Here is a 22220-nt window from a genome sequence, read left to right on the forward strand (position 1 = left end):
CTGTTCGCGTCTTTGCCAGCCTAGCGCGCCGTCGCAACTGTGGTTTTGCAAAATTGCAATCGGCAGGTTTGCAAACTAGGGGAGGGGGATGACCCGCCCGGCGCCCCGCCCCCGTCTGTTCGCCGGCGATCGCGTCCGCGCGCTGCGCGCCCGCCTCGCGCTCAGCCAGATGCAGCTCAGCCAGCGGATCGGTATTTCGACCAGCTACCTGTCGCAGATCGAGAGCGGCGACCGGCCGGTGACCGGCGGCGTGCTCGCCGCGCTGGCGCGGGCCTTTCCGCTCGACTGGGTCGACGTCGCGCCGGAGGACGACAGTGCGATGCTGGTCGGCGCGGTCGAGGCGGGGACCGACCCCTCCGTGCCCGCCGCGCTGCTCGACGAGGCCGAGGTGGTCCGCGCGCTCCAGCAGCAGCCGGCGCTGGCGCGGCGGATGATCGCGCTCCACGCCGCCCTGCGCCGCTCGGAGGAACAGTTGCGCGTGCTCGACGATCGCGTCGATGCGCAGGCGACGCCGACGCTGCTTCCTTGGGAAGAGGTGCGCGACTGGTTCCAGGCGAGCGGCAATTACATCGATCCGCTCGACCGCTGCGCCGAGGCGCTCGCCGACGCCTTGCCGCAGGGCCGCGCGCTGATCGAGCGGCTGCAGGCCGCGCACGCGGTGCGGGTGATCGACGACGGCATCGCCGCGCCCTTGCGCGCCTATGACGCCGCGGCAGGCACGCTGACGATCGACGGCGCGCAGCCGATCGAGACGCGGCATTTCCAGCTCGCGCATCAGCTGATCCGGCTCGAGGCGGCCGACCTGATCGAAGGGATCGTCGCCGGCGCGCCGCTGCGGTCGGAGGCGGCGCGCGAATTGCTGCGCGTCGGCCTCGCCAATTACGGCGCGGGGGCGCTGCTGATGCCCTATGCACGCTTCCGTGCCGCGGCGCGCGCGGTCCGCCATGATGTCGATGCGTTGCGGCGGCAGTTCGGCGTCAGCTTCGAACAGGTCTGTCACCGGCTGTCGACCCTGCAGCGGCCGGGCCTGCCTGGCGTGCCCTTCTATTTCTGCCGGATCGACATGGCGGGCAATATCACCAAGCGGCATTCGGCGACGCGGCTGCAATTCGCGCAATATGGCGGCGCCTGCCCCTTGTGGGTGGCGCATGAGGCGGTGGCGATCTCCGACCGCATCCTCGTCCAGGTCGCCGAAATGCCCGATGGCGCGCGCTACGTGTCGATGGCCAAGGGGCTGGTCAAGGCGACGTCGAGCTACCGCCAGGTGCCGCGCCGCTATGCGGTGGTGCTGGGCTGTGAGATCGAACATGCGGCGAGCTTCGTCTATGGCGACGGGCTCGACCTTGCCGGCGCGGACGGCGCGACGCCGATCGGCCCGTCGTGCCGCATCTGCCCGCGCCGCGACTGCGACCAGCGCGCCTTTCCGCCGGCCGGGCGCGCGCTGCTCGTCGATCCGGACCGGCGCGCGATCGTCCCCTATCGCTTCGAATGAGCGGCGCGCGCGACGATCCGGTCGGCGGCGATCTCGGCCGGGCGTTCGCGGCGCACCTCGGTGGCGAGGGCAGCGGCGCGTGCCGCCATCGACTGGTCGGCGAGCAGACGCGCCAGCATCGCCGCCGCGGCGCGGCCGTGGAACGCCGCCGGGCGCATCGTCGCGCCGATGCCGAGCCGGGCGACGCGGGCGCCATTGTCGAACTGATCGCCGAAGAAGGGCAGCACGAGCTGCGGCACGCCGGCGCGCATCGCCTGCCCGGTCGTGCCGATGCCGCCATGGTGGACGACCAGCGCGGCGCGCGCGAACAGCGCCGAATGCGGCGCATAGCCGAACCGCAGCACCGCGCCCTCCTGCACTCGCGCCGCGCCGCCGGTGAGCAGCACCGCGCGCCGGCCGAGCGCGACGGCGGCGGCAGCAGCCTCGGCATAGAAGGTCCCCGGCGCGCGGACGAGGAACGAGCCGAGCGTGAAGACGATCGGCGGCGGCCCTGCGTCGAGGAAGGCGGCGAGCTGCGGATCGTCCGCTTCTTCGGCCCCGTCGTAGAGCGGAAAGCCGATCGCCTCGCTCGCCGGCGGCGCGTCGGGCTGCACCGGGGCGAGCAGAGGGGAGTAGCAGCAGAGGGTCGCGCATTGCGCCGGCACCGGATCGAACACCGGCGCGAGCTTGGCGGCGTCGAGGCCGTGCGCGCGGCGGACCCGGTCGACGGCGCCGCCATAGCGCAACCGCACCGCCCCTTTGACCGCGCCGATCAGCGCGCCGTTCCAGCCGCGGCCGAGGGGGCCGCGCGGCGTCGGGATCAGTGCCGCGCAATCGGGCGCCCGCGGCGGGTCCCAGGCGGAGAATAGCGCCATCGGCTGGAGGTTGATCGCGACCAGCGGCAGCCGGCGCTTCTCGGCGATGATGCCGGCGGCGAGGGCGAACGGCGAGCCGACGACGATGTCCGCATCCGCCGCCAGACCGTCGAGCCGCGCGCTGCTGTCGGCGAGCGAGGGCAGGATCACCGCATCGAGCACGAAGCGCCGCCGGGTGATGACCCGCCGCGCCGCGCTCGCCTCATCGATGCCGAGCCGCGCGCAGATGTCGGCGAAGCTCGGCAGGATCGCGTCCGCCGCCAGCCCGGCGGCCCGCACCGTCGCGACATGATCGGCGGGCACCGCCAGCTGCACCGCGACGCCGCGCGCCGCCAGCGCCCGCCCGATCGCGATAAAGGGGTAGAGATCGCCGAGCGATCCGATCGTCACCAGCACGGCCTTCATCGTCACGCCTGTGCCGCTCTGGTATGATGATGCCATGACAGTGCGAATCGGCATCGGCGGCTGGACCTATGCGCCGTGGCGCGACAGCTTCTATCCCGCCAAATGGCCGCAGAAGCGCGAGCTCGATTATGCCGCGGCGCGCCTGACCGCGATCGAGATCAACGGCACCTATTATTCGAGCTTCAAGCCGGCGAGCTTTGCCGGCTGGGCGGCGGCGGTGCCGGACGGCTTCGTCTTCACGCTCAAGGCGTCGCGGTACTGCACCAACCGCAAGGTGCTGGCGGACGCGGGCGAATCGATCGAACGCTTCGTCGGACAGGGGATTGTCGAGCTCGGCGACCGGCTCGGGCCGATCCTGTGGCAGTTCATGGCGACGAAGAGATTCGATCCCGACGACATGGCGGCGTTCCTTGCCTTGCTGCCCGCCGCGCACGCCGGCGTGCCGCTGCGCCATGCGATCCAGGTGCGCCACGACAGCTTTGCCGACCCCGCCTTCATCGCCATGGCGCGCCAGGCGAAGGTCGCGATCGTCTATGCCGATTCGACCGATTATCCGGCGATCGCCGACGTCACCGGCGATTTCGTCTACGCCCGGCTCGAGGCGGCGGAGGAGGCGAATCCTGCCGGCTATAGCGATGCGGCGCTCGACGATTGGGCCGCGGCGGCGCAGGTCTGGGCGGCGGGCGGCCAGCCCGACGGCCTGCCCTATGTGATCGCCGAACCACCGGCGAAGACGCCGCGCGAGACCTTCGTCTTCTTCATCAACGGTGCGAAGGTACGGGCGCCGCACGGCGCGATGGCGCTGATCGACCGCGTGCGGGGCTGACGGTCACATTCCGACCGAGGTCGTCGCTTCCTCGTTCGCCAGTGCCTCGCTCGCCGCCGGCACGTCGGCCGGGGCGGCGGTGACGGTGGGCTTGGCCGGGGCGACGACCAGCGCGGCATTCTCGATCTGGTCGAGCGCATGGCGGGCATCGACGTAGCGATTCGCCGCCTGCATCCAATTGCCCGCATCGCCCGCCCCCGGCAGCCGCGCGACCTCGGCGCGTGCCGCCTCGACCTGGCCGCCTTCGAGCAGGCGACGTGCGCGGGCGAGGCGGTCGGCGGGGCGCGGCGACGGCGTTCCCGCCTTGCGCAGCACGACGAGGCTGCCGAGTTCGCGGCGCAGGCGCGCCCACCAATTGTCACCGCTCACCGTCGCGATCTCGGACGCGATCGCATCGAGCCCCTGGCGGAGGTCTTCCAGCGTCACCGGCTGGCGTGCGGCGTCGATGACGGTGGCGACGGCGCGCGGCTGGGCGGTGCCGAAGCGGTTGCGGAGCTGCTCTTCGAGATAGCCGAGCCCGGTGCCGCGATCGAGCGCGCGGCGTGCCGCCACCGCCACCAGCAGCCCTTCGGCGCGCCCGGCCTGCACGCCGGCCGCGGCGGCGTCGCTGGTCACCGCCGCGGTCCGCGCCTCGAGCGCGGTCAGCTGGCCGGCGAGCGTCGCCTCGCGCGAGGCGAGCGCAGTCGGGTCGAGCGCCACATTGGTCGCCTGGCCATTAGCGTTGAGCGGCTGCGCGGGATTGAAATTGGCGGGATCGGGCGCGGTGCGCTGACCGGTGGTCGTCACAGCCGTGCCGCCGAGCCAGCCGACGCGCTTCATCAGATAGCCGGTGAGCATCGCACCGGCGACGAAGGCGAGGGCGATGATCGCCAGGAACAGGCCGGTACGGGCGCCGCGCGGGGGCCTGGCGTCGATCGGCTCATAGTCGGTCATGACCTCTTATCCCCGCCCCCTGCCGCACGGTCAATCATAGACAGTGCGAGCGTGCAGACCGACGTGTCGTCGGGGCTCGCGGCAGTGGCGGCGGCGGCCCAGCCGGTGCCCGCGGCGGCGCATACCGCGGGGCTGAGCGCGGCGATCGCACTGCGCGCGCGTCGATCGGCGAGCAGATCGGCGACGCGGCGCGCGGCGCGTACCGAATGGAGCAGCACGACACGGTCCGTCGCGGCGGCGGCGAAGGCGGCGGCATCGACCGGCAGCGCGACGCTGGCATAGACGATCGCCGTCGGATGTCCGCTCGCGACGTGATCGCGGCCGGCAAGGTGCAGCGGCCGGCGCAGCCCTGCCGCATCCGCTGCGGCGAGCGCGGCGGCGACGCCGCCTGCGCCGGTCACCGCGACGTCGAGGCCGGCCGCCGCGGCGACGCGCGCGGTCTGCGACCCGACCGCGATCACCGGCAGCGCGGCGAATACGGCGAGGCCGTCGCCGGCGTGGCGGATCGCATTGGTGCTGGTCAGCAGCAGGCTGTCGAAGCCCGCGGCGGCGGGCGGCGTCCAGGCGACGCCGGTCGCGGCGAACAGCGGCCAGCCGATCGCATCGCCGCCACCGGCGTGGAGGCGGGCGAGGCTGCGCGCATCGCCCGGCGCCGGCCGCACCACCAGCGCGCCCGGCCAGACGTGCGGCCTCACGGCTGGAACAGCTGCCGCACCACCGCGGGCGCGCGCGCCAGAAGGTCGGCGGCGAGTTCGGCGGCGACGAGCGCACCGTCGGTACCTTCGCCGCTGCCCTCGACCCAGGCGCTGCCGTCCTCGGCGATCAGCTCGGCGCGCAGCGTCAGCATCGCGCCCGACAGCGCGGCGAGCGCCGCGACCGGCGAATGGCAATCCGCACCGAGGTGCGCGAGCAGCGCCCGCTCGGCGGCGACGCAGGCGCTGGTCGCCGGATCGTCGATCGCCGCGACGATCAGCGCGGCACGATGATCGGCATGGCGCACCTCGATCCCGACCGCGCCCTGCGCCGGGGCGGGCAGCATGTCGTCGGTCGCGATCGGCCGGCCGACACCGTCGCGACCGAGCCGGTCGAGCCCCGCCGCGGCGAGCAAGGTCGCCTGCGCCTCGCCCGCCGCCAGCTTGGCGAGGCGCGTATCGACATTGCCGCGGAAGGTGACGACCGACAGGTCTGGCCGCAGCCGCAGCAGTTGCGCGCGCCGTCGCGGCGAGCTGGTGCCGACCACCGCCCCCGCCGGTAGTGCCGCGACAGTGTCCGCGCCGATCAGCCGGTCGCGGACGTCGGCGCGCGGCAGCATCGCGGCGATCCGGATCGCCGCCGGGCGGATCGTCTCGACGTCTTTCATCGAATGGACCGCGGCATCGATCTCCTCCTCGAGCAGCGCGCGGTCGAGTTCCTTAGTCCACAGCGCCTTGCCGCCGATCTCAGCGAGCGGCCGGTCCTGCACCCGGTCGCCGGTGGTGCGGATGACGACCAATGCCACCGTCTCCGCCGCCCAGCCGTGCGCCGCGCACAATGCATCGCGCACCATCGCCGCCTGCGTCAGCGCGAGCGGCGATCCGCGCGTGCCCAGCCTGAAGTTGATCGCCATGCTCGCTCCCGCATCGTCCGCGCCTGCCTTGGCCGAAATCGCCACCCTTCGACAACCTCCGGCAACGCGGGTAAGACGCCTCGCCATGTCGGAACGCATTATCCTCGGGCTGGAATCGTCGTGCGACGAGACCGCCGCGGCCATCGTCACCAGCGATCGGCGCGTGCTCAGCCACCGCCTGCTCGGGCAGGAGAGCGCGCATGCGCCGTTCGGCGGCGTGGTGCCCGAGATCGCGGCGCGCGCGCATGTCGAGGCGCTCGATCCCCTGGTCCGCGCCGCGCTCGCCGATGCCGGGCTGCGGCTCGATCAGGTCGACGCGGTCGCCGCGACCGCCGGCCCCGGGCTGATCGGCGGGGTGATGGTCGCGCTCGTCACCGGCAAGGCGCTGGCGCATGCCGCGGGCAAGCCGCTGATCGCGGTCAATCATCTCGAAGGCCATGCGCTCAGCCCGCGCCTGTCCGATCCCGATCTGGACTTCCCCTATCTGCTGCTGCTCGTATCGGGCGGGCATTGCCAGTTGCTGCTGGTCGAGGGCGTCGCGCGCTATCGCCGGATCGCGACGACGATCGACGATGCCGCGGGCGAGGCGTTCGACAAGACGGCGAAGCTGCTCGGGCTCGGCTTTCCGGGCGGACCGATGGTCGAACAGGCGGCGGCGCGCGGGCGGCCGATCGTGCCGCTGCCGCGCCCGCTCAAGGGCTCGGCCGAGCCGCATTTCTCCTTCGCCGGGCTGAAGAGCGCGGTGGCGCGCGCGGTCGGGCAGCATGAGGCGGACGATATCGCCGCCTCGTTCCAGGCGGCGGTGGTCGACTGTCTGATCGACCGCACCCGTCGCGGCATCGCCGGGGTCGCGGCGACCGCGCTGGTCGTCGCGGGCGGTGTCGCCGCCAATGGCGCGGTGCGCGCCGCCTTGCAGGATCTGGCGGCGGAACGCGGGCTGCGCTTCGTCGCGCCGCCTTTGTGGCTGTGTACCGACAATGCGGCGATGATCGCCTGGGCGGGGGCGGAGCGGTTCGCGGCGGGGCTGACCGACCCGCTCGACGTGCCGGCGCGGGCGCGCTGGCCGCTCGATCCGGATGCGGCGGCGGTGCGGGGTGCAGGAGTGAAGGCATGAGGATCGGGGTGATCGGCGGCGGCGCCTGGGGCACCGCGCTGGCGCAGGTGGCGGCGCATCGCGGTGCGCCGGTGACCTTATGGGCGCGCGAGTCCGAGGTGGTCGCAGCGATCAACACGGCGCAGGAGAACCGGCTGTTCCTCGCCGGCGTGCCGCTGTCGGCGTCGATCCGCGCCACCGGCGACCTTGCCGATCTCGCCGATCGCGACGCCCTGCTCGTCGTCGCGCCGGCGCAGCACGTCCGCGGCGTGCTGAGCCAGCTCGCGCCACGCGGCCAGCCGCTGGTGCTCTGCGCCAAGGGGATCGAGGCGGGGACGCAATTGCTCGTCGGCGAGGTCGCGCGTGCGGTGCAGCCGCAATCACCGGTCGCGGTCCTGTCCGGCCCGACCTTCGCGCATGAGGTCGCCGCCGGCCTGCCGACCGCGGTGACGCTGGCGGCGGCGGACGCGGCACTCGGGCGGGCGCTGTCCGACCGGCTCGCCGCACCGCATTTCCGTCCCTATGCGAGCGACGACGTGATCGGCGCGGAGATCGGCGGCGCGGTCAAGAACGTGCTGGCGATCGCCTGCGGCGTCGTCGACGGCGCCGGGCTCGGCCAGAATGCGCGCGCCGCGCTGATCGCGCGCGGCTTCGCCGAGATGACGCGCTTCGGCCTCGCCCGCGGGGCACGCGCCGAGACGCTCGCCGGCCTGTCCGGCCTCGGCGATCTGGTGCTGACCTGTTCGTCGACGAGCAGCCGCAACTTCTCGCTCGGCGTCGGCCTGGGACAGGGACGTGCCGCGGCGGAGCTGCTCGCCGACCGGCGGACGGTGGCGGAGGGCGCGTTCACCGCCCCGGTGCTGCGCGAGGCGGCGCTGGCGGCAGCGGTCGACATGCCGGTGACGCAGGCGGTCTGCCGCCTGCTGGAGGGTGCGCCGGTCGATGCGGTGGTCGGCGCGTTGCTGGCGCGGCCGTTACGACAGGAAGCGCGGTAACGCCGTCACGATAGAGCCGAACTGGTGCAATATAGCCACAATCGCGCAACATTGTAATCAATAGGTCATAGTTCGGTATTGACGGCGAACGCGGGCTGGCGAAGTTCGTATACGGGCTAGCGAATGATCGCAGCCCGTTAAGGGGCCGTATCAATGAACTGGAGAACGCACGTATCTTGTCTCGCCCTGGTCGGCGGGATGATGGTCGCCGCGCCGGCGATCGCGCAGACCGCCGACAATACCAATGCGGCGCCGCCGCAGACCGATACCGCCGCCGACAGCAGCGACACCAAGGCCGCGACGATCAGCGGCACGGCGCCGGACAGCAGCGGCAGCGGCGAGATCGTCGTCACCGGCACGCGCATCGTGCGCCCCAACATCACCGCTGCGGCGCCGATCACCTCGGTCACCTCCGCCGACATCCGCGCGCAGGCGCCGATCAACGTCGAAGAGGTGCTCAACCGCCTGCCGCAGATCTCGCCGGACAGTCAGCAGAATTATCAGGATTCGGACGGACGCCAGCGGATCAAGCTGCGCAGCCTCGGCTTCGAGCGCACGTTGGTCCTCGTCGACGGCAAGCGCCTCGGCACGCAGAACGGGCAGGATACCAACATCATCCCGGTGTCGCTGATCGAGCGCGTCGACGTGCTGACCGGCGGTGCGTCGTCGGTCTACGGCTCCGACGCGATCGCCGGCGTGGTCAACTTCGTCCTCAAGCAGAATTTCACCGGCGTGCGGATCGACGCCAATTACAATTTCTATAATCACAACAACACGTCGAACATTGTCACCAGCGCCGCCCAGGCATCGGGCTTCTCGCCGCGGCTCGGTCAGGTCAATGACGGCGGCCGTTCCGACATCGCGCTGACCGCGGGTACGTCGCTGTTCGACGGCAAGCTCAACCTGTCGGGCTTCGTCAATTATCGCCACGCCGATCTGGTGCCCTATGACGCGCGCTCGATCTCGGCCTGCCAGCTCAATCAGGCGACCAAGGACGGCCCGCTGTCTTGCCAGATCTCGACCTATTCGGTGAGCGGCTATGTCTCACCGAGCACCGGTACCAACGCCGGCCGGCAATATGTCAACGATCCCGCCGGCACGCGCACCTTCGTTCCCTATGGCACCGGCGCGGGCAAGGCCGCCAATCCCTATGACGGCTATTCCTACCAGCGGCAGGACAATCGGGTGAATGCGGGCGGCTTCGTCACGCTGAAGCTCGCCCCCGAGTTCGAGGTCTATGGCTCGGCGCTATGGTTCCGCGACCGCTCGATCAACCGCTATCCGACGCGCGTCTTCGCCGCGGCGAACTACGGGTCCGATCCGTTCCTGGTCAATTGCAACAACCCGTTCCTGTCGACGCAGCAGGCGGGCATCCTGTGCGGCGCGGCCGCAGGCACCGCGACGCAGGTGCCGGTCGACATCCGCTATCGGTTCAACGCGCCGTTCATGACCGATACCTATACCAACACCGGCATCCGCGCGACCGCGGGCGTGCGCGGCAAGGTCGGCGATGCCTGGACCTATGACGTCGGCGGCGTCTTCTCACGCAACCAGCAGATCTGGGATTCGTCGCGCCTGCCGAGCTTCGACCGGGTCAACAACGCGCTCAACGTCGTCAACGTCAACGGCGTGCCGACCTGCGCGAGCGGTGCGGCGGGCTGCGTGCCGTTTGACGCGTTCAGCGCCGGCAACAGCAACCAGGCGTTGATCAACTATCTGTACGGCGACCTCGCCCCGGCGATCCAGAAGCAGGTCGGCCTGCTCTACGACGTGCAGGCGAACATGACCGGCGACCTCGGCACATACGGCATCACCTCGCCGCTCGCCACCGACGGCGTCGCCTTCGCGCTCGGCACGGAATTCCGCAAGGACCGCCAGTTCTCGCAGCTGACGCCGGGCTTCATCGAGGATTACGGCGGCTCGCCGTCCGATCTCGCCCAGCATGTCTGGGAGTCCAATATCGAGGTGCAGGCGCCGCTGATCCAGGATCGCCCGTTCGCGCATCTGCTGCAGGCCAATGGTGCCTACCGCCTGTCCAAGTACAGCAGCAACCCGAACAAATTCACCACCTGGAAGATCGAGGGCCTGTACGCGCCGGTCGCCGACCTGACGCTGCGCGCCTCGTTCAACAAGGCGCAGCGTGCGCCGACCGTGGTCGAGGCCTATCAGGCGTCGAACATCAGCTATACGCGGCAGGGCGGTTCGCAGAACGATTTCTGCGCGCCGACGGTGACGACCGTCAACGGCGTCACCACCTACGGCGCGCCGATCGCCTCGCGGGAGGTGTGCCGCGCCACCGGCCTGTCGGATACGCTGTACGGCAGCACGACGTTGCTCTGCCCCAACGACCAGTGCACGGTGCGTTCGGGCGGCTTCACCGCCGATCCGGAGACCGCCTACACCCAGACCTACGGTCTGGTGGTCAAGCCGCGCTTCGTGAAGGGTCTGGTGTTTTCGGTCGATCGCTACCGGATCAAGATCAACAACTCGCTCGGCTATAACGATTACAGCTATTACACCGACGGCTGCCTGCGCTCGGGCGGCGATTCCTTCTTCTGTTCGGGGATCGTCCGCGACGCCAACGGCACGCTGTATGCGGCGGCGGCGAACAATCCGACCAGCGGCTTCATCCGTCAGGGTACGACCAATTACTATCTCTCGATCGCCCGCGGCTGGGACTTCCAGGGCAGCTATGCGCTCGGCCTCGGCGGCGCCGGGCGGCTCGATTTCGACTTCAACGGCTCGCTGACCACCTTTGCCGGCGGGCAGGATTCGCCGGTCCAGCCGCAGCGCAATTGCACCGGCTATTTCGGCAACGGGTGCAGCCAGTTGCTGCCGAAGTGGTCGCATGGCCTGCGCACCACCTATTCGACCGCGGACAATGTCTTCAACGCCTCGTTCAACTGGCGCTACGTCGGTTCGCTGACCAGCGCCAACAATTCGGGCGACGAAGCGATCGGCGGCACACCGGACCGGGCGCAGACGACCTTCTACCGGATCGCACCGACCAGCTATTTCGACCTCGCGCTGACCTTCAACATCGCGCGGCAGTTCGCCTTCCGCGTGATCGCGAACAACCTGTTCGACAAGAACCCGCCGATCCTGGCGAATTCGTACAGCATCAGCCTCGCGCGCAACAATACGATCCCGCAGCGCTACGACGCGCTCGGGCGCAACATCGCGATCGGCACGACGATCACCTTCTGATCGGCGCCACCGACCATGACGACGAGGCCCGCCGGAGCGATCCGGCGGGCCTTTGCGTATCAGCGCGCCAGTTCGCGCCAGCCGATGTCGCGGCGGTGGAAACCGTCAGCATAATCGATCGCCGCGACGCCGCGGTACGCCGCGTCGCGCGCCGCGCGGATGTCGGTGCCGGTGGCGGTCACCGCGAGAACCCGCCCACCCGACGCGACCAGCCTATCGCCGTCCTGCCGCGTGCCGGCCTGGAAGACGATCGCGCCGGTCGCCTCCGCCGCGTCGATGCCGCGGATCGCGCCGCCGGGCGCCGGCGTGCCGGGATAGCCCGCCGCCGCGATCACCACCGTCATCGCCGCCTCGTCCCGGAAGGCGGCGGGCGACAGTTCGCCGAGCCGGCCCTGCGCCACCGCCAGCATCGTCTCAAGAAGATCGCCGGCGAAGCGCGGCATCAGCACCTGGCATTCGGGATCGCCGAACCGCGCATTATATTCGATCAGCTTGGGGCCGGTCGCGGTCAGCATCAGCCCGGCGTAGAGGACGCCGCTGAACGGCGTGCCGCGCTCGGCGAGCGCCTTCACCGTCGGTGCGACGATCTCGTCGAGCGCGCGCCGTTCCAGCGCCGGCGTCAGCACCGGGGCGGGGCTGTAGGCGCCCATGCCGCCGGTATTGGGGCCGGTATCGCCCTCGCCGACGCGCTTGTGGTCCTGCGCGCTGCCGAACGGCAGCAGCGCGACGCCGTCGGTGAGCACGAACAGGCTCGCCTCCTCGCCGTCGAGGAACTCCTCGATCACCACCAGCGCATCGCCGCCGTCGAACATCGTGTCGAACGCCGCGGCCGCCTCCGCCTCGCTGGTCGCGATCACCACGCCCTTGCCCGCGGCGAGTCCGTCCGCCTTGATCACGACGGGATAGGAGAAGGTGCTCGCCAGCGCCGCCTCCGCCTCGGTGCGATTGCCGACCCGGACATAGCCTGCGGTCGGGATGTCCGCCTCGCGGCACAAATCCTTGGTGAAGCCCTTCGATCCTTCCAGCTGCGCGGCGGCCCTGTCCGGCCCGAACACCGGCACGCCCGCGGCGCGCAGGCTATCGGCAAGACCATCGACCAGCGGCGCCTCCGGCCCGATCACGACGAGACCAACGTCATGGTCCGCCACGAAATCCACCACCGCGGCGTGATCGGTCGCATCGAGCGCGACGCAGGTCGCATGGCGCGCGACGCCGGGGTTGCCAGGCGCGGCATAGAGCGTATCGAGGAGGGCCGATTGCGCCAGTTTCCAAGCGAGTGCGTGCTCGCGGCCACCTGAGCCCAACAGCAGGACGTTCATGCCAGAGTTCCTATCCGATACCGACGACGCCCGGCTGCTAGCCGAGGAGCGCCCCGGCGACAACGCGCTCGCCCTGTCGGTCGGCGAACTCAGCTTCAAACTCAAGCGGCTGGTCGAGGGTGAGTTCGGCCACGTCCGCGTCCGCGGCGAAATCTCGGGCTATAAGCGCGCCGCCTCGGGGCACGTCTATCTCGCGCTCAAGGACGATGCCGCGGTGATCGACGGCGTGATGTGGAAGGGGCAGGTCAATGCGCTCGCCTTCGCGCCGCAGGACGGGATCGAGGTGATCGCGACCGGCAAGCTCACCACTTATCCCGGCCGCTCCAAATATCAGATCGTCATCGAACGGATGGAGCTCGCCGGCGCCGGCGCGCTGATGGCCCTGTTCGAGAAACTCAAGGCGAAGCTCGCCGGCGAGGGCCTGTTCGAGGGCGCGCGCAAGCGGCGGCTGCCCTATCTGCCGCGGACGATCGGCGTCGTCACCTCGCCGACCGGCGCGGTGATCCGCGACATCCTGCACCGGCTCGAGGATCGCTGCCCGAGCCACGTCCTGGTCTGGCCGGTCAAGGTGCAGGGGCAGGGGGCGGCCGAAGAGGTCGCCGCGGCGGTGCGAGGGTTCGACGCGATGCCGGCGGACGGCCCGGTGCCGCGCCCCGATCTCGTCATCGTCGCGCGCGGCGGCGGTTCGATCGAGGATCTGTGGGCATTCAACGAGGAAGCGGTGGTCCGCGCGGTCGCCGACTGCACGATCCCGATCATCTCCGCGGTCGGGCACGAGACCGACACGACCTTGTGCGACTTCGCCGCCGACCTGCGCGCGCCGACGCCGACCGCGGCGGCGGAACTGGCGGTGCCGGTGCTCGCCGATCTGCGGCATACGATCCAGAGCCATGCCGCGCGCACGCAGCGCTGCGCCCACCGCTATGTCGAGCGCGGGCGCGAGCGGATGACCGCGCTTGCGCGGCTGCTGCCGAAGCGCGACGCCTTGCTCGGCCCGCAGCGCCAGCGCGCCGACGACGCCGGCCAGCGGCTCGACCGCGGGTTGGAGCGGCGGGTGACGCTGGCGCGCGGCCAGCTCGATCGGGCGGGCGGCGCCTTGCGTCCGGCGGCGTTGCAGCAGCAGCTCGACCGCCAGCATGACCGGCTCGCCGCGACATGGCGGCTGGTGCAGTCGCTCAACCCCGATGCGGTGCTCGATCGCGGCTATGCCCGCGTCACCGCGCGCCGGGAGGATGGGGCAGGGGAAACGCTTGCCTCCGCCGCGGCGGTGCGCGCGGCGGGCGCGGTGACGCTGCGCTTCCGCGACGGCAGCGTCGATGCGACGGTTGACGATGCCGCGCCGGACCGCCCCGGCGAGCGCAAGGTTGAGCGCAAGCCCGCCAAGACCTATCCCCGCGCCGACCAGCCGACGCTGTTTTGACAGGACCCTGACATGCTCGTTTCGAATTCGGACCGCCCGGCGCGGCTTCATTATATGGCCAACGGCTTTCGCGTCCTGACCCCCGGCGACCATGTCGTCTGCGCGGTGAGCGGCGCGCGCATTCCGATCGACAGCCTGCGCTATTGGAGCGTCGACCGCCAGCACGCCTATGCGAGTGCGCATCTCGCCAGCGAGGCGCTGCGCCCGCAATGAGGCTTGCCGCGCTGCTGCTGCTCGCCGCGATCGCACCCGCCGCGGCGGCGATGCCGCAGGCGGCGCCGCTTGCCGCTCCTGCTTGCCGCTGGACCGGCGTGCCGACGCAGGGCGGGCTGATCAGCGGCACCGCACCCGCGGGCAGCGTCTCGGTGACGCTCGACGGCCAGCCGGTCGAGCTCACCGATGGACGCTTCATCGCCGGCTTCGACCGCGACGCTGCGCCGCAGGCGATGCTGGTCGCGACGCTCGCCGACGGCCGGCGGATCAGCCAGACACTGTCGGTCGCGCCGCGCGCGTGGCGGATCGAGCGGCTCGACCGGCTCGCCAAGTTTCCCGCCCCCGACCCGGTGATGGCGCGACTGCGCCCGCCCGAGCTCGCGCGGATCGTCGCCGCCCGCGCGCGCGTCACCGATGCCGAGGGCTGGCGGCAGACGTTCCGCTGGCCGGCGACCGGCCGCATCTCCGGCCTGTTCGGCGCGCAACGCATCTATCGCGGCGAGCCGGGCAGCTATCATTCGGGGATCGACATCGCCAAGCCGACCGGTGCGCCGGTGACCGCGCCCGCCGACGGCGTCGTCATCCTCGCCGCCAACCAGCCGTTCACGCTCGAAGGGCATCTGCTGATGCTCGACCATGGCCATGGCCTCAACAGCGCCTTCCTGCATCTCTCGCGGATCGACGTCCGCGTCGGCGATCATGTCCGCCAGGGCGAGCCGATCGGCCTGGTCGGCGCGACCGGACGCGCGACGGGGCCGCATCTCCACTGGAGCCTGCGCTGGCACGACGCGCGGCTCGACCCGCTGCTCGTCGCGGGGCCAATGCCGGGCGCGTAGCGCTGCCTGCTTAAACGACATTTCCGTACATTATGCTGCGTTTGCGAGCAGCCGGAACGTTGCAGCGGCCTCTTGGGGGCGCAAATTGTGTCATTTGGGCGACACATTGCAGCAAAGCTGACCCTTATTGGACATGCGGGTTTACACGAAAAAAATCCCCCTGCATTTCAGGCGCATGTCTCTTGACGGTCGCCCCCCGCGGCCAAGGGGGGCTTGGCAAATACCCGCGCCGGCACCGCCATAGCGGGCCGGCCCGTTAGGGTCAGGCAAGGGAAACTCATGTCCACGTTCCATCGTAATTCGCGCAAGGCCGCGCTGCTCGCAGCGGTGACGCCGTTCGCGATGCTTTATGCCGGTACCGTCTCGGCACAGACGAGCACCGCGCCGACGCAGCCCGCCGCGACGCAGGATAACCTGCCCGCCGCCGAGCAGGATGCCGCCGCCCAGGCCGATGCCGGACGCCAGCTCCAGAGCGCCTCCGGCGACTCGAGCACCGGCGGCGCCGACATCGTCGTCACCGGCTCGCTGTTCCGCCAGGCGATCACGCCGTCGCCGGTCACCACGCTGTCGGCCGAGTCGCTCGATCAGCGCGGCATCGCCACCGTGCAGGACGCGGTGCAGCGCCTGTCGTCGAACAACGGCGCCGCGCTGACCAACTCGTTCACCGCCAACGGCGCCTTCGCCGGCGGTGCGTCGGCGGTGTCGCTGCGCGGCCTGTCGAGCAGCTCGACGCTGGTGCTGTTCGACGGTCTGCGTGCGGCCTATTATCCGCTCGCCGACGACGCGACGCGCAACTTCGTCGACCTCAACACCATCCCCGACGATATCGTCGAGCGGATCGAAGTGCTGCGTGACGGCGCCTCGTCGAGCTACGGCGCGGATGCGATCGCGGGCGTGGTCAACATCATCACCAAGCGCAGCTTCAACGGCGTATCGGGTCGCGCCGAGGCGGGCATCTCGCAGAGCGGCATCGCGCCGACGCAGCGCCTGACGCTGACCGCGGGTACCGGCGATCTCGATGAGAAGGGCTATAACGCCTATATCAGCGGCTTCTATTATCACAGCGGCGGCGTCCGCAATTCGGACCTGCCCTATCCGTTCAATTCGTCGAACCAGACCGGTATCGGCGGCCCGGACAACACGCTCAATGCGGGCACCTTCGGCGCGAGCAACGCTGGCGCCAACATCTATGTGCGGCCGACCGGCGGGACGCAGTACAGCCTGCTCAACAGCCAGTGCCAGACCGGTCAGCCGATCGCCACCGGCGCGACCGGCGCGACGGTCCTCCCCGCGACGATCTGCTCTCAGGACACGGTCAACCAATATGGCACCGTCGCGCCCGAGATCGAGCGGTTCGGTGGTTCGGCCAAGTTCACCGCCAAGATCGGCGATACGTCCGAGGCCTATGCGGAGTTCAACTTCCAGCAGAGCCGCAGCAGCTATTCGGGCACGCCGACGCAGATCTACGCCAACGGTCCGGCAGGCATCTACTTCCAGCCCTATTCGAGCCGGTCGAACTCCGCGTCCTATGCGCCGGGTTCGCAGGCGCTGACGCTGCCGGTGTTCCTGAGCAACGGCCAGCTCAACCCGAACAACCCCTATGCCGCCTCGGGTCAGACCGCGCAGGTGATCGGTCTGCTGCCGACCTCGGTCGAGCGCAACGAGACGCGCAGCCGGGTCTATCGCGGCGCGCTGGGCATCCACGGCACCGTGCTCGGGGACTGGGACTATCGCGTCGACGCGACCGCGATGCACACCGATCTGCGTCGTACCGCCGACGGTTATGTCTACATCCAGCACCTGCTCGATGTGATCGCCGACGGCAGCTACAACTTCCTCAATCCGTCGGCGACCAGCCAGTCGACGCTCAACTATCTGACGCCGACCAACATCACCGACTCCAGCTCCGACCTGTACCAGTTGCAGGCGAGCGTCAGCAAATCGCTGATGCAGCTGCCGGGCGGCGATCTGCAGCTCGGCTTCGGCGGATCGGTCTATTACGAAGCGGTCGACTCGCCCAGCGCCAACTCGGACATCAACGGTCCGACGCAGCGTTACTTCCGCATCAACGCCTTCGGCACCTCGGGCCATCGCACCGTCTCGTCGGCGTTCGGCGAGCTCAACGCGCCGGTGCTCGAGCAGCTGACGCTCAACGCTTCGGGCCGCTATGACCATTATTCGACCGGTCAGAGCAATTTCTCGCCCAAGTTCGGCGCCAAGTTCACGCCGTTCCGCCAGCTGACGCTGCGCGGCACCTATTCGCGCGGCTTCCGCATCCCGAGCTTCGCCGAGGCGAACGCCTTGCCGACCACCGGTTATGTGACCAACTCGGCGGGCCTGTTCAATGATGCGTATCTCGCGCAATATGGGTGCACCACAGCCAACTTCAGCACCGCGTGCCCGACCTACATCCGCTCGGGCAGCTATGGCGCGACGACGCTCGCCACGCCGGACCTGAAGCCCGAAAAGTCGCGCAGCTTCACCGGCGGCGTGGTGTTCGAGCCGCTCCGCAACGTCACGCTGACGGTCGATTACTTCAACATCAAGAAGACCGGGGCGATCACTTCGCTGACCTCGGGTGACGCGCTCCGCGCCTATTATGCCGGCCAGACGATCCCGACCGGCTTCACCATCACGGAGGACGCCGCCGATCCGGCCTTCCCGAACGCCAAGCCGCGCGTGCTCTATGTCTCGTCGGCACTGGTCAACGCCAATACGTTGAAGTCGGAGGGCATCGATTTCGGCGCCAACGCCCGCTTCAACTTCGGCGATGTCACCTGGATCAGCAACCTTGACGCGACGTTGCAGCTTGAGCTCAGCACGACCTTCCCGGACGGTCACAAGGAAAGCTATGTCGACACGCTCGGCAACTACAACCTGACCGCTGGTTCGGGCACCTTCCGGTGGCATGGCAACTGGCAGAACACGCTGCTCGTCGGGCCGTATTCAGTGACCGGAACGGTCAACTACACGTCGGGCTACGACCTGTCGGCGGAGGATCAGGGCGGCGTCGCCGGCGATTGCAGCCTTGCGCCGAGCCCGGCCTATACCGGCTGCCGCGTCAAGAGCTACATCACCTTCGATCTCAACACGACGGTCAAGGTCAACGACCAGTTCAGCTTCTACGTCAACGCGCTGAACCTGTTCAATCGCCTGCCCGGCCTCGATCCGGTCACCTACGGCGCCTATCTCTACAACCCGGTGCAGGCCGGCGATGGCATCTACGGCCGCTACTTCCGCGCTGGCGTGAAGTTCAGCCTCTAAGACGGACGACACTGCAAACGCCTTGGGGGCGGCCTCGTGAGGGGCCGCCCCTTTTTTGTTGTCAAAAGCAAGATAACCGCGGCCTTATCGTCGTAATTGCAAGCACTTAGATGGAAGGGCAGTGTTTACCGAGCAAATGGATGAAAACATCATGGACGGGGGAAAGCTATTATTATCAGATAATAAGCCGGTATTCTGGCCCGCCTGCGTTTTGGATTCCTATGCCTTCACGGTTTGAAGGCGGAGTGACATAAAAACCACGCTATATACCGAAACGGACATATTAATACTGATCTCTCTTTACATGTCCAATATGGATATGCCTTCTTCTCCCACTGACCCGTCACTTCGACCTGCGGAGGATGGGCGAGGCCAGCCCGAGCATAATGAGGCGGCAAATGTCGCGGCTCCGGGACAAAACAGGGGAAGAGCATGTTGAAGATGTCAAAGATCACCCGCACGGCCTTGCGCAGCAGCGCGGCCCTTACGGCATTGGCGTTGCTTGGTGCCGGTATCGGTATGGTAGGACTTGCTGCTCCCGCAATGGCGCAGGATTATACCCAGGTGAACGCGACCGGCCGGGTGCGTGGGACCGACGGTAAAGCTATTGCCGGAGCGAAGGTCGAGGTAAGGTCAACAGCGCAAGGCTTTACTCGGACAGCGGTGACTGATCAGGACGGCGCCTACGTCATCTCCGCACTGCCACAGGGCACCTATGACTTTACGGTATCCGCCGATGGGTACGAAACATTCACCGACCCTGCCGTTCGGCTGATCCAGGGGCGGGCAGCCAACCAATTCAATCTCCAGCCTAGTGATGCAGGTGCAGCAAGCGACATCGTCGTCACAGCCGGGCGGGTCCAGGTCGTCGATTTCAGCAGCAACACCATCGGCCAGACCGTCGATGTCGCCGATGTCGCGACGCGGGTGCCGGTCGCCCGTGATCTCACCTCCGTGGTGTTGTTGGCGCCCGGTACGACCGGAGGCGACAACCGCTTCGGTTCGGTGCGCGACAACGGTCTGCCCTCGGTCAACGGTTCGTCCGTGTCGGAGAACGTCTATTACGTCAACGGATTGAATATTACCCAATTCCGCAACGGGTTGGGTGCCGTGGCAATTCCGTTCGACTTCTACCAGACCGTTCAGACAAAAACGGGTGGTATCCCCGCCGAATTCGGCCGTTTCACCGGCGGCATGATCAACGCCACGACCAAATCGGGCTCCAATGAGTGGCACGGCGGCATTACCTTCAACTGGCAGCCGAACACGTTGATTTCCAAGACGAAGAATACATTCGCGGCAGATAACGATTCGGCTTATCTCAAGCGCAGCGACTTCATTGCGCAGCTGTCGGGTCCGATCATCAAGGACCATTTGTTCTTCTACGGTATCTACGATGCCGTCGATCTTCGTTGGGGGCAGGGCTATACCGGAAGCGCGTCGGCGACACAGACGGGACCGGCAGGATGTGCCAGCAATCCCACGATGTGCGCCGATTACGCCGATCTCCGCAAGGCGGGTCAGCAATTGGTCGGCACGTCCTACAGCCGTAACGCGAATACCAGCCCGTTCTGGGGCGGCAAGGTGGATGCCGTCATCGTCGATGGTCAGCGGCTGGAGGCGACCTATTGGAACACGAGCGGAAAACAGATCGAGGAAATTTACGGAACCAGTCAATACACGCTGGCAAGCGGCCAGCGTTATAATCCGAACACGAACGCTCCCGGCGGGTATGTGACGAGCAACGTCTACCGCTCGGGCGGCGAGAATTATGTGTTTCGTTATACGGGTAGCTTCACCAACTGGCTGACGTTGTCGGCTGCCTATGGCGTCAACAAGAACAGCGAAACGACGGAGTCTGGCGCGCCCGATCTGCCCTACGTACTCGATCAGCGTAACGGCGCAAACAGCAGCATCGGCAACACCGTATCGAATGCGTCGCTGAATTTCGACAAGCGGACTTTCTATCGCGCAGACGCCGACCTGCGTTTCTCTCTACTCGGGTCCCATCATATTCGCGGCGGCTATGACCGTGAGGATCTCGACGAAACGTCGACGACGATTGCCAATGGTGGCGCGCAATATACGCTCCTCACCGCGTCTGGCGACGCTACGACGATCGATCCCACGGTCGGTTTGCCGGGTGGCACGCCTTACGCCGTGGCTCGCGCATTTAAGACGGGTGGGCAGTTCGCAACCCGCAATACCGCTTTCTATGCGCAGGATGAGTGGCGATTGTTCCAGGAGCGGATCAACCTCAACTTCGGCGTTCGCAACGACCGGTTCGAAAATCGCAATGCCGCCGGACAGACGTTCTTCCTCGCCAAGAATCAATGGTCGCCACGTCTTGGCGGCAGCATCGATCCTTTGGGTGACGGGCGGACCAAATTCTTCGGGTCATTCAGCCGCTATTATTTGCCGGTCGCGGTGAACACCAATGTCCGGCTTGCCGGCAGCGAACTCGACTATAACGCCTATTACGTGCTGAACGGTCTGTCGGCAACGAACGTACCGATCCTCGGCGCGCCGATCACCACGGGAGCGGGGTTCACAGCCTGTCCTGGCAACTCACCCGCGGGAACCGCGTGCGTCGTCAGCCACGACGGCACGGTGCCGAGCACCGCTTCCGTCGTGGCTGCCAATCTGAAACCGCAATCGGTCGACGAGATCGTGTTCGGTATCGAACGGCGCCTGGGTCACCGTATCCGGCTCGCCTTCAATTTCACACAGGCGAAGCTCAACAACTCGCTGGAAGACGCATCACTCGATCAGGCGATCGTCCCCTATTGCATTGCGCAGGGTAAGGCTGCGTCCGACTGTCGGTCGATCTGGAGCGGGGTCGAGCAATTCGCGCTGATCAACCCGGGCCGTGATGTCGTCGTGACCCTGAGCGATCCGCTGCCCGGCGAGACATCGGCCAGAACGGTTACGCTATCATCCGCGGCCCTCCAATACCCGCTGGCGCAACGGACCTATCGCGGTGTGACGTTCGCACTGGATCGGGAGTCGGATGGCAAGTGGGAGCTGCACGCCAACTATACCTATTCCAAGCTGGTCGGAAATATCGAAGGAGGCGTCCGTTCCGACAACGGCCAGAGCGACTCCGGCTTGACGACGGCGTTCGATCTCCCGGCGCTGGTCGACGGCACTTATGGATATCTGCCCAACGATCGCCGTCACAACCTGAAGGTCTGGGGGTCATACAAGTTTGCCGACTGGCTGACGCTCGGGGTCAATGCCAACGTGATGTCACCGCGCAAATTCGGCTGCTACGGTCGTGCGCCGGCCAGTCGCGATTTCGATGCGACCGCGCCCGGCGGCATCACGGGCCTGTATTACAAGACCAGCGGTGCCTATTGCGACGTGGCGAACGGCAAAGTCGTTCGGGATCCCACCGGCTTCACGGTCATCAACGATCGATTTGACCGGGTGGGCGGCGTGCGGCCGACGACGCTCGGCCTCGTGCCCCGCGGTTCGCAATTGACGGCCGCCTGGCTGGCGCAAGTCAACCTCGATGCGACGGTGGCGTTGCCGACCGACGCATTCAATGGTTTCCTGCGTCTTTCGGTATTCAACGTCTTCAATGCCCAACCGGCGCTGCGTCTGTCGGAGACGGGGACGACATCGGCAGGCGCACCGTTACCGACCTATTCCCTGCCGGTTCAGTACAATCTGGGGCGTGCGGCCCGGATCCAGCTGGGCGTCGCATTCTGACGCGATCCGGGGATGACAAGAAGGGGCCGGCGATCACCGGCCC

15 protein-coding genes are annotated in these 22220 nt (G+C 68.2%); 10 read left to right on the forward strand and 5 right to left on the reverse strand.

From position 1 onward, the window contains the following. Nucleotides 1-88: 88 nt before the first annotated feature. On the forward strand, nucleotides 89-1492 hold the full coding sequence (locus PBN85_RS01565) for a helix-turn-helix domain-containing protein (protein ID WP_271299927.1): 1404 nt from the start codon (nucleotides 89-91) through the stop codon (nucleotides 1490-1492). On the opposite strand, the gene PBN85_RS01570 is transcribed toward PBN85_RS01565, so the two are convergent. Further along, complete coding sequence (locus PBN85_RS01570; protein WP_271299928.1) at nucleotides 1477-2787, reverse strand: glycosyltransferase; 1311 nt, start codon at nucleotides 2785-2787, stop codon at nucleotides 1477-1479. The genes PBN85_RS01565 and PBN85_RS01570 overlap by 16 nt on opposite strands. Here PBN85_RS01570 and PBN85_RS01575 point away from each other — a divergent pair. After that, nucleotides 2786-3577, forward strand: a complete 792-nt coding sequence (locus PBN85_RS01575) for a DUF72 domain-containing protein (protein WP_271299929.1) — start codon at nucleotides 2786-2788, stop codon at nucleotides 3575-3577. The two genes, PBN85_RS01570 and PBN85_RS01575, sit on opposite strands and share 2 nt — an antisense overlap. 3 nt (nucleotides 3578-3580) lie before the next feature. On the opposite strand, the gene PBN85_RS01580 is transcribed toward PBN85_RS01575, so the two are convergent. The 3 genes from PBN85_RS01580 to hemC are packed head-to-tail and all read right to left on the reverse strand — an operon-like array spanning nucleotide 3581 to nucleotide 6116. Further along, on the reverse strand, nucleotides 3581-4510 hold the full coding sequence (locus tag PBN85_RS01580; RefSeq protein WP_271299930.1) for a hypothetical protein: 930 nt from the start codon (nucleotides 4508-4510) through the stop codon (nucleotides 3581-3583). Next, complete coding sequence (locus PBN85_RS01585) at nucleotides 4507-5205, reverse strand: uroporphyrinogen-III synthase (RefSeq protein ID WP_271299931.1); 699 nt, start codon at nucleotides 5203-5205, stop codon at nucleotides 4507-4509. The genes PBN85_RS01580 and PBN85_RS01585 overlap by 4 nt, the downstream gene beginning before the upstream one ends. Continuing rightward, nucleotides 5202-6116 (reverse strand): hydroxymethylbilane synthase, encoded by a 915-nt coding sequence (gene hemC / locus PBN85_RS01590; RefSeq protein WP_037531659.1) that lies wholly within the window; start codon nucleotides 6114-6116, stop codon nucleotides 5202-5204. The genes PBN85_RS01585 and hemC overlap by 4 nt, the downstream gene beginning before the upstream one ends. A gap of 85 nt (nucleotides 6117-6201) precedes the next feature. Between hemC and tsaD the strand changes: the two genes are divergently transcribed. The 3 genes from tsaD (at nucleotide 6202) to PBN85_RS01605 (ending at nucleotide 11411) form a co-directional block, all read left to right on the forward strand. Beyond that, a complete protein-coding gene (tsaD, locus tag PBN85_RS01595) occupies nucleotides 6202-7230 on the forward strand; it encodes a tRNA (adenosine(37)-N6)-threonylcarbamoyltransferase complex transferase subunit TsaD (protein ID WP_037531662.1) in 1029 nt (342 codons plus the stop codon). Beyond that, nucleotides 7227-8204 carry an NAD(P)H-dependent glycerol-3-phosphate dehydrogenase gene (locus PBN85_RS01600; RefSeq protein ID WP_271299932.1) on the forward strand — a complete coding sequence of 326 codons (978 nt, stop codon included), beginning with the start codon at nucleotides 7227-7229 and terminating at the stop codon, nucleotides 8202-8204. The genes tsaD and PBN85_RS01600 overlap by 4 nt, the downstream gene beginning before the upstream one ends. 153 nt (nucleotides 8205-8357) lie before the next feature. Next, nucleotides 8358-11411: a TonB-dependent receptor plug domain-containing protein gene (locus PBN85_RS01605; RefSeq protein ID WP_271299933.1), complete on the forward strand. Its 3054-nt coding sequence runs from the start codon at nucleotides 8358-8360 to the stop codon at nucleotides 11409-11411. A 59-nt stretch (nucleotides 11412-11470) separates the two neighbouring features. Here PBN85_RS01605 and purD read toward each other — a convergent pair whose 3' ends face one another. Beyond that, on the reverse strand, nucleotides 11471-12730 hold the full coding sequence (purD, locus tag PBN85_RS01610) for a phosphoribosylamine--glycine ligase (RefSeq protein ID WP_271299934.1): 1260 nt from the start codon (nucleotides 12728-12730) through the stop codon (nucleotides 11471-11473). On the opposite strand from purD, the gene xseA reads away from it, so the two are divergent. The 5 genes from xseA (at nucleotide 12729) to PBN85_RS01635 (ending at nucleotide 22177) form a co-directional block, all read left to right on the forward strand. Continuing rightward, nucleotides 12729-14150: an exodeoxyribonuclease VII large subunit gene (xseA, locus tag PBN85_RS01615; protein ID WP_271299935.1), complete on the forward strand. Its 1422-nt coding sequence runs from the start codon at nucleotides 12729-12731 to the stop codon at nucleotides 14148-14150. The two genes, purD and xseA, sit on opposite strands and share 2 nt — an antisense overlap. 12 nt (nucleotides 14151-14162) lie before the next feature. Beyond that, entirely contained in the window at nucleotides 14163-14363 is a 201-nt protein-coding gene (locus tag PBN85_RS01620) for a DUF2093 domain-containing protein (RefSeq protein WP_037531669.1), read from the forward strand. Further along, nucleotides 14360-15199, forward strand: coding sequence for a M23 family metallopeptidase (locus PBN85_RS01625; protein ID WP_271299936.1), 840 nt, complete (start codon nucleotides 14360-14362; stop codon nucleotides 15197-15199). The genes PBN85_RS01620 and PBN85_RS01625 overlap by 4 nt, the downstream gene beginning before the upstream one ends. Before the next feature lie 279 nt (nucleotides 15200-15478). Next, nucleotides 15479-18463 carry a TonB-dependent receptor domain-containing protein gene (locus PBN85_RS01630; RefSeq protein ID WP_271299937.1) on the forward strand — a complete coding sequence of 995 codons (2985 nt, stop codon included), beginning with the start codon at nucleotides 15479-15481 and terminating at the stop codon, nucleotides 18461-18463. A gap of 432 nt (nucleotides 18464-18895) precedes the next feature. Next, the gene (locus PBN85_RS01635) at nucleotides 18896-22177 is read left to right on the forward strand and encodes a TonB-dependent receptor (RefSeq protein WP_271299938.1); all 3282 of its coding nucleotides are present in this window, start codon (nucleotides 18896-18898) and stop codon (nucleotides 22175-22177) included. Nucleotides 22178-22220: the final 43 nt, after the last annotated feature.

Source organism: Sphingomonas sp. CV7422, from assembly GCF_027945725.1.
Classification (GTDB): Bacteria; Pseudomonadota; Alphaproteobacteria; order Sphingomonadales; family Sphingomonadaceae; genus Sphingomonas; species Sphingomonas kyungheensis.

Bases quoted from the DNA above. Each gene is read 5' to 3' on its own strand.
- PBN85_RS01565 (WP_271299927.1), top strand. From the start codon at position 89: ATGACCCGCCCGGCGCCCCGCCCCCGTCTGTTCGCCGGCGATCGCGTC.
- PBN85_RS01575 (WP_271299929.1), top strand. From the start codon at position 2,786: ATGACAGTGCGAATCGGCATCGGCGGCTGGACCTATGCGCCGTGGCGC.
- PBN85_RS01570 (WP_271299928.1), bottom strand. From the start codon at position 2,787: ATGGCATCATCATACCAGAGCGGCACAGGCGTGACGATGAAGGCCGTG.
- PBN85_RS01580 (WP_271299930.1), bottom strand. From the start codon at position 4,510: ATGACCGACTATGAGCCGATCGACGCCAGGCCCCCGCGCGGCGCCCGT.
- hemC (WP_037531659.1), bottom strand. From the start codon at position 6,116: ATGGCGATCAACTTCAGGCTGGGCACGCGCGGATCGCCGCTCGCGCTG.
- tsaD (WP_037531662.1), top strand. From the start codon at position 6,202: ATGTCGGAACGCATTATCCTCGGGCTGGAATCGTCGTGCGACGAGACC.
- PBN85_RS01600 (WP_271299932.1), top strand. From the start codon at position 7,227: ATGAGGATCGGGGTGATCGGCGGCGGCGCCTGGGGCACCGCGCTGGCG.
- PBN85_RS01605 (WP_271299933.1), top strand. From the start codon at position 8,358: ATGAACTGGAGAACGCACGTATCTTGTCTCGCCCTGGTCGGCGGGATG.
- xseA (WP_271299935.1), top strand. From the start codon at position 12,729: ATGCCAGAGTTCCTATCCGATACCGACGACGCCCGGCTGCTAGCCGAG.
- purD (WP_271299934.1), bottom strand. From the start codon at position 12,730: ATGAACGTCCTGCTGTTGGGCTCAGGTGGCCGCGAGCACGCACTCGCT.
- PBN85_RS01620 (WP_037531669.1), top strand. From the start codon at position 14,163: ATGCTCGTTTCGAATTCGGACCGCCCGGCGCGGCTTCATTATATGGCC.
- PBN85_RS01625 (WP_271299936.1), top strand. From the start codon at position 14,360: ATGAGGCTTGCCGCGCTGCTGCTGCTCGCCGCGATCGCACCCGCCGCG.
- PBN85_RS01630 (WP_271299937.1), top strand. From the start codon at position 15,479: ATGTCCACGTTCCATCGTAATTCGCGCAAGGCCGCGCTGCTCGCAGCG.
- PBN85_RS01635 (WP_271299938.1), top strand. From the start codon at position 18,896: ATGTTGAAGATGTCAAAGATCACCCGCACGGCCTTGCGCAGCAGCGCG.